Genomic DNA, 6210 nt, shown 5'->3' with positions numbered 1-6210 from the left:
GGACGCCGCTGTGCCCCGCCCCGGCCGACCGGTGGCCCACGGCCTGGTCGTAGCGGTGCAGCATGAGCCGGGCCAACGCCACGTGCGCGCCGAGCGGCGCGGCGACGGCGAGCCGCCGGTCCGCGGCCAACGCTGCCGTCCCCGGATCGGCCGCCAGGAAGCAGGCGGCGACCGCGATCCGGGCGTGCCCGAGATCACACAGCCGCGCCACCGCCTCCGCCGCGCCGCCGGCTCCCGCCGGGCCGGGCAGGACCGGCAGGCCGCCCAGCCGTGAGGACAGCAGGTCCGCGGTGTACCGGAGACCGGCCACGCACTCCGGGTCGGGCGAGCCGGGCGCCGCCAGCACCACGGCGGTGGCGGTGGAACCGCCGGGCGTCTCCGCCAGCCGGCCGGCGAGCGCGTCGGCCAGCAGCGGGTGCGGGCCGAGCCCGGCGGCGAGCACGGCCTGCCGGCCCGTCCGGGCCACCGCGTCGGGGACCTCGTGCCGGGCCTCGGGACCCCGCGAGAAGAGCAGCGGCAGCACCACCGCCCCGCTCCGCCGGTGCCTCTCCAGCACCGGGCCGAGCCGGGCGTCGCACTCCGCCAGCCGGACCGCCTCGACCGCCGGGCCGGGACGCAGCGCCCGCACCCGCCGCAGCAGGGCCGCCACCTCCGGGCGGGCTGCGGCTCCCGGAGCGCCGGGGACGACGGCGACGAGGGCCGGCGGCGGGGTCTGCGGGCCGCGGGCGGCGGGGAGGGCGGTCATGGGCCCAGCCTGCGAGTCGCAGGTTGCGCCGGTGTTGCGCCGGCGTCACATCCGCTCCGGCGGACGCCGCACCGGCGTGCCCTTCGTCACCCGCCCCCGGGTGGCGCGGCGCAGTCTCAGAGCTCGTCGTCGTGAGCGGCCGTCTCGGTGGCGACCCACTCCAGGTAGCCCGGGCTGCCCCGGGTGACGGAGACGGCGACGATCTGCGGTTCGTCGTAGGTGTGGGCCTCGCGCAGGTAGGTCTCCAGCTCCCGGTAGCGGGCTCCGGTCGTCTTGAAGACGACCGGCCACTCCTGGTCGCGGTGGGTCTCGCCCTGCCAGCGGTAGAAGGAGGTGATCGGCGAGCCCACCTGGGCGCAGGCCGCCAGCCGCAGTTCCACCGCCCGTCCGGCCAGCTCCGCGGCCCGCTCCGGGTCGTCGGTGGTGGTGGTCACCGCCAGCACCTCGGGGGCGGGTGCCGCGCTCGCCGGGTCGGCCGTCCAGGTCATCGATGCCGCCTTCCGTGCGTTCACCGCACCGGTCGTTGTTCGTCCGCGCGCGCGGACGCGCACGCGATGCGGCGCCCCGCCGGCGCCCCACCGCCCGCCGCGCTCGGTTGCGGGCGGGCCGGGGCAGGTCACCATGGAGGAACGGCGCGCCACACGGCGCTTACCCCGGGAGCCGCCATGGAAGACATCAACGCGCTCGTCGACGAGCACCTGCGCCGGGCGCTGGCGGCCGAGCACGGCCGCAGCGCCCACCTCTTCCTCCACGACGGCCCGCTGCGGCAGTCGGTGATCGCGCTGCGGGACGGTACCGAGCTCGGCGAGCACGAGAGCCCGCCGGCCGCCAGTCTCCACGTGCTGCGCGGCACCGTGCGGCTCACCGACGGGGAGGCCGAACAGGAACTGACCGCGGGCGTGGTGACCGAACTGCCCCGCCACCGGCACGGCCTGCGCGCTCAAGGCCACGCCGCGGTGCTGCTGACGGCGGTCACCGCCGTCTGACCGCACGATCCGCCCGCCGGGGTCGGGGTCCCTGCCGCCGGGGTCCGTCGCGTCCCGCCGGCGTCCCGTCCCGCCGAGGTTCGTCACGTCCCGCCGGAGCCGCCGCTTCCGGAACGGGACGGCCGCTCCGGTCGTCCCGTCCGCCCCGGGCGCACCACCAGCTGTCGAAAAGGCGGGTACCCGCGCGGACCTGTCTCCGTTCGGCACCGGAACCCGGCGTGCGCCACTACGCTCACATGCCATGCCGATGGACTCCACAGGCTTTCCGGGGGACGAGGAACTGGAGTCGGTCATAGCGGAGTTGGTGCAACGCCCCGCGCTGACCGATGCGGAGCGCGGCGGGGGGCGGACCGTGCGCGGCGACCGGCCCCTGCCCCTGATCTGCGTGGTGGGGGCCGGCCGCCGCGACGTGCTGGTGCCGTTCGCGGAACGGTTCGCCACCACCCGGGACCTGGCGTTCGCCCGCGTGGACGCCGAAGCGGTGGCCGCGTCGACCCGCGACGCCGAGGGGCCGCTCCCGCCGCTGCCCCTGCTGACCGCGGCGCGCGAGAAGCTGGAACTCGACGCCTTCGGCCCGTACCACCAGCCCACCTTCGACCGCTACCGGCTGGTGGAGTGGCTGACCACCCAGCGTGTGGACCGGGAGCCGGGCGGGAACCGTCGCCGCCGCACCACCGAGATGCTGCGCCGCTGGAGCGGCCGGGGGCCGCGCACCGCCAACGACGGCTCCGGTGCCGCCACGGTCGTCGAGGACGTCCCCACCCTCCCCGCGCGGACCGCCCTGTGGCTGGTGCTGGCCGTCGCCGGCCGGCTGGGGATGCGCGTGACCGGGGTGCGCCGGCAGGCCCGCTGGCTGATGCGCCAGCCGTACGTGGTCCCGGCGCACTCGCGCGACATCCAGGGGTTCGCCGAGCGGTTGACCCTCCCCCACCGCGAGCGGGAGGACGCCTCGCAGGTCGGCAAGCTGCTCGTCCACGCGTTCCTGGAGGACCTGCGGGCCGCCTACCGCCGCCGGCACCGCCGGGTACTGCCCCGCCGCGCCGGCCTGCGGCGCACCGCCTACGTGACGCTGCTGCTCGACAACGTCACCGAGGCCAACGGCGGTTGGGAGCTGCTGCAGCTCATCAACGACGTGCGCAACGAGACCGGGGAGCACGACCCGCTGCTGGTGGTCGCGGCCGGCGCCGACTGGCCCGAGCCGCGTCCCACCGCGGACCACCCGCCCGCCGAGGCCGCGCTGGCGCTGCGCACCTGGCGGGAGAACCTGCCCCTGCGGCGACAGCGGTTCGACCGCTACGCGCGCTACCTCTGGCTGCGCGCCACTGAGCCCGCGGCCCCGCCCGCACCCCCCGTCGCCCCGCGGCGCCTGTCCCCGCGCGCCGTGCGCCACCGCGACGGTTCCGCCCCGGCGGTCACGGCCGCCGCGGAGCCACCGCCGCCGCGGCAACCGGCCGCGCCGCTGACCGGGCTGCGCGCCCGGCGCCCGCCCTACCCGGCCCGCCGGGGTGTCGGCGAGGCGGTGCTGGCCCTGCTGCTGCTGGTGGTGCTGCTCCCGCCGGCGCTCGACGTGCGCGAGAGCTGGGCCGCCGGCTGCTCCTACTTCCGCGCGGGGTTCCACGACGGGGTGGCCGTGCGGGTCGCCGAGCTCGGGCGGGGCGGCCGGACCCAGTGCGTCGGCTACAGCGACAGCGCGGTCCAGATCTTCGGCAAGAACGACCGCCTCCGCACCGCCCAGTCGGCGGTCTTCGCCCAGAACGAGACGGCGAAGCGGCTGCACGCGCAGCGCCCGGACCGACCGTTCCTCACCGTCGTCCACTTCGTCGGCCTCACCAACGAGGTGTCCCGGCCGGACACCGACCACGCCTCCGCGGAGGAGCTGGAGGGGCTGCTGCTGCGCCAGCAGGAGCAGAACCAGGTGTCGGACGTGCAGCCGCTGCTGCGGGTGGTGGTCGCCAACGGCGGGGACGGCATGGGGCACGCCGCCACGGTGGCCCGGGAGATGCTCGCCCCGCTCGCCGAGGCCGACCCCACCGTCGTGGCCGTCACCGGCATGGACCGCACGGTCGCGCAGACGGAGCAGGCGATCAGCGAACTCGGCACGGCCGGCGTGCCGGTGGTCGGCACCACCCTGACCGGCACCGGCCTGGCGGAACTCTCCCCGCTGTACTTCCAGATGGTGCCCGACAACAGCGTCCAGGCGCTGCTGGTCGCCCGGTACGCCGAGCACCTGGACGTCGAGCGACTGACCGTGCACCACCCGCCACTGGGCGCCGGGGACGGCTACGTGGAGACCCTGCTGACCGAGACCCGTGCCGAGGCGGAGGCGCGCGGCATCGAGGTGGCGGAGGAGAGCTGGGGGCGTACGCAGGGGGACAACTCGCTCTGCACGGGGCCCGACCGGTCCGGGGAGATGGTCTTCTACGTGGGCCGCGAGGCGGACTTCGCGGACTTCCTGCGCACCAGCGCGGGGGGCTGCCCGGGCGGCCGCGCGCAACTGCCCGTGATCGTGGCCGGCGACTCCGTCTCCCGCTTCGTCGCCCAGCCCGAGCGCCGCACCAACTCCGCGCTGGCGGGGGTGCCGGTCTCCTATGTCGGCCTGGGAGCGCTGGTCACCCTCGCCGGGGACCCGTGCCGCCGCGGCGAGGTGCCCGACGGCACCCCCGGCGGGACACCGCTGAACGCGTTCTGCACCGGGTTCTCACGGCTGCACCCCGAGGCGTCGGACCCCGGGGGCGGCGGCGCGGTGCCGTGGCCGGCCGAGCGCAGCGGCGTCGCCTACGACACCGCCGGCATGCTGATCGGCGCCGTCGGCGAACTGCACCGGCCGCCGACCGCCGGCACCGCCGCCCGGCCCCCGCACCGGGGCGCGGTCGCGCAGCACCTGCGGGAGTCGGTCTTCCAGGGCGCCACGGGCGCCGTCGACTTCCGCACCTCGCGCATCGGCAACGAGCGCAACCTGGCCGTGCTGACCCTGGAGGACATCTCGGACATCGAGGCGCAGCCCGTTTGCTCCTTCCTCATCGGGACGCTCGCGCCGGGGCGCACGGGCGCCCCGGAGACGGGCTGCCCCCGCTGACAGCGTGGGAGCGACCCCGCGCCAGCCCCGCGGCGCCGGGCGTTGCCGGGGACGTTCGGACACCACCCGGGACGAGGGCGCCCCTCCGCCGTGCGGCCGGCCGCACCTGACGCCGCGAGCCGATCCGACGCGAGGTCTCCCCCACGCCCCGAGGGCGCGCCCACGCCGACCGGGGCGCCCCGCCCGTGCCACCGCGGGCGGGACGCGGGGCGTCAGCGGGGCCCGTCGCCCGATCGTGTGGCACGGGAGGGGTGCACGGCTGACGAGCGATGGCTCGCGTGGCCCCAACTGCCGCTCCGACGGGCCCATATGGCGCATCGGGAGACGGCGGCCCGGCCACCTCGACCCCCGCGGGACGGTGGGGCGGTACGGCGCCGGGCCCGGGACAGGGTTGACTTTCCCCATGAACAACGATGCGGACAACGGGGCCGCACCGAGTGGGGGTTCGGGGCGCCGTCGGGGAGGTCATCTCACCGACTGCGCGCTGATCGGCCCCGGCGGGGCGGCAGGCCGGGGCGAGGCGCAGGACACGCGCCCCGACGTGCTGGTGCTGGGGGGCACGGGGAAGACCGGCCGGCGGGTCGCCGGGCGGTTGCGCGCGATGCGGCTGCGGGTGCGGGTCGGTTCCCGGGCGGCGGCGACGGCGCCTTTCGACTGGCGGGAGCCCGCCGGCTGGCCGGCGACGCTGGCCGGCGTACGGGCGGTGTACGCGGCGTACGCGCCGGACCTCAGCGACCCGGAAGCGCCGGAGCGACTGGGCGCGCTGGCACGGGCGGCCACGGCGGCGGGAGCGGAACGGTTGGTGCTGCTCTCCGGACGCGGCATGAGCAGCGCCGCGCGGGCGGAGGAGGCGGTGGTCGCCGCCCTGCGCGGTTCCGGCACCACCTGGACGATGCTGCGGGGGTGCTGGTTCGCGCAGAACTTCTCGGAGGACTTCCTGCTGCCCGAGGTGCTGCGCGGCACGGTGTCGCTGCCCGCGGGCGAGGTGGCGGAGCCCTTCCTGGACCTCGCCGACCTGGCCGATGTCGCGGTGGCGGCGCTGACCGGCCCCGGTCACGCCGAGCAGGTGTACACGCTGTCCGGGCCGCGGGCGCTGACGTTCCGGGAGGCGGTGGCGGAGATCGGCTGGGCGACGGGCCGCGAGGTGCGTTACCGCCCGATGTCCCGCGCCGCATACCAGGCGGAGCTGATCGCCCGGGGCGTCGGCCGGGTGGAGGCGGCCGCCGCGATGGTGACGCTGCGCGAGACGCTGGACGGCTCGTGCTCCGCCCCGGCCGACGGCGTGGAGCGGGCGCTGGGCCGCCCGCCGCGGGACTTCTCGGAGTACGTGCGGCGGACGGCGGCCACCGGGGCGTGGGACGAGGAGTGACGCCCCGCCCGCGGCTGCGCGGCCGGGGCGGGGC

At 77.3% G+C, this 6210-nt stretch carries 5 protein-coding genes; 3 read left to right on the top strand and 2 right to left on the bottom strand.

The features are described from left to right. The coding region (locus HCN52_RS20755) for a sirohydrochlorin chelatase (protein WP_168089978.1) at window positions 1–745 on the bottom strand (745 nt) is incomplete at its 3' end. 116 nt (window positions 746–861) lie between these two features. Next, entirely contained in the window at window positions 862–1233 is a 372-nt protein-coding gene (gene cutA / locus HCN52_RS20750; RefSeq protein WP_168089977.1) for a divalent-cation tolerance protein CutA, read from the bottom strand. A gap of 177 nt (window positions 1234–1410) precedes the next feature. Between cutA and HCN52_RS20745 the strand changes: the two genes are divergently transcribed. The 3 genes from HCN52_RS20745 to HCN52_RS20735 all read left to right on the top strand — a co-directional run bounded on the left by HCN52_RS20745 (window position 1411) and on the right by HCN52_RS20735 (window position 6176). Then, complete coding sequence (locus HCN52_RS20745; RefSeq protein WP_168089976.1) at window positions 1411–1731, top strand: cupin domain-containing protein; 321 nt, start codon at window positions 1411–1413, stop codon at window positions 1729–1731. A 247-nt stretch (window positions 1732–1978) separates the two neighbouring features. Further along, a complete protein-coding gene (locus HCN52_RS20740; protein WP_209314797.1) occupies window positions 1979–4807 on the top strand; it encodes an ABC transporter substrate-binding protein in 2829 nt (942 codons plus the stop codon). 403 nt (window positions 4808–5210) lie between these two features. Next, a complete protein-coding gene (locus tag HCN52_RS20735) occupies window positions 5211–6176 on the top strand; it encodes a Rossmann-fold NAD(P)-binding domain-containing protein (RefSeq protein ID WP_168089974.1) in 966 nt (321 codons plus the stop codon). Window positions 6177–6210: the final 34 nt, after the last annotated feature.

Origin of the sequence: Streptomyces bohaiensis, from assembly GCF_012033785.1 — a bacterium.
GTDB classification, from domain to species: domain Bacteria; phylum Actinomycetota; class Actinomycetes; order Streptomycetales; family Streptomycetaceae; genus Streptomyces; species Streptomyces bohaiensis.
Note: the sequence above shows the minus strand (reverse complement) of the source record. Positions and strands in the feature narration are given on the sequence as shown.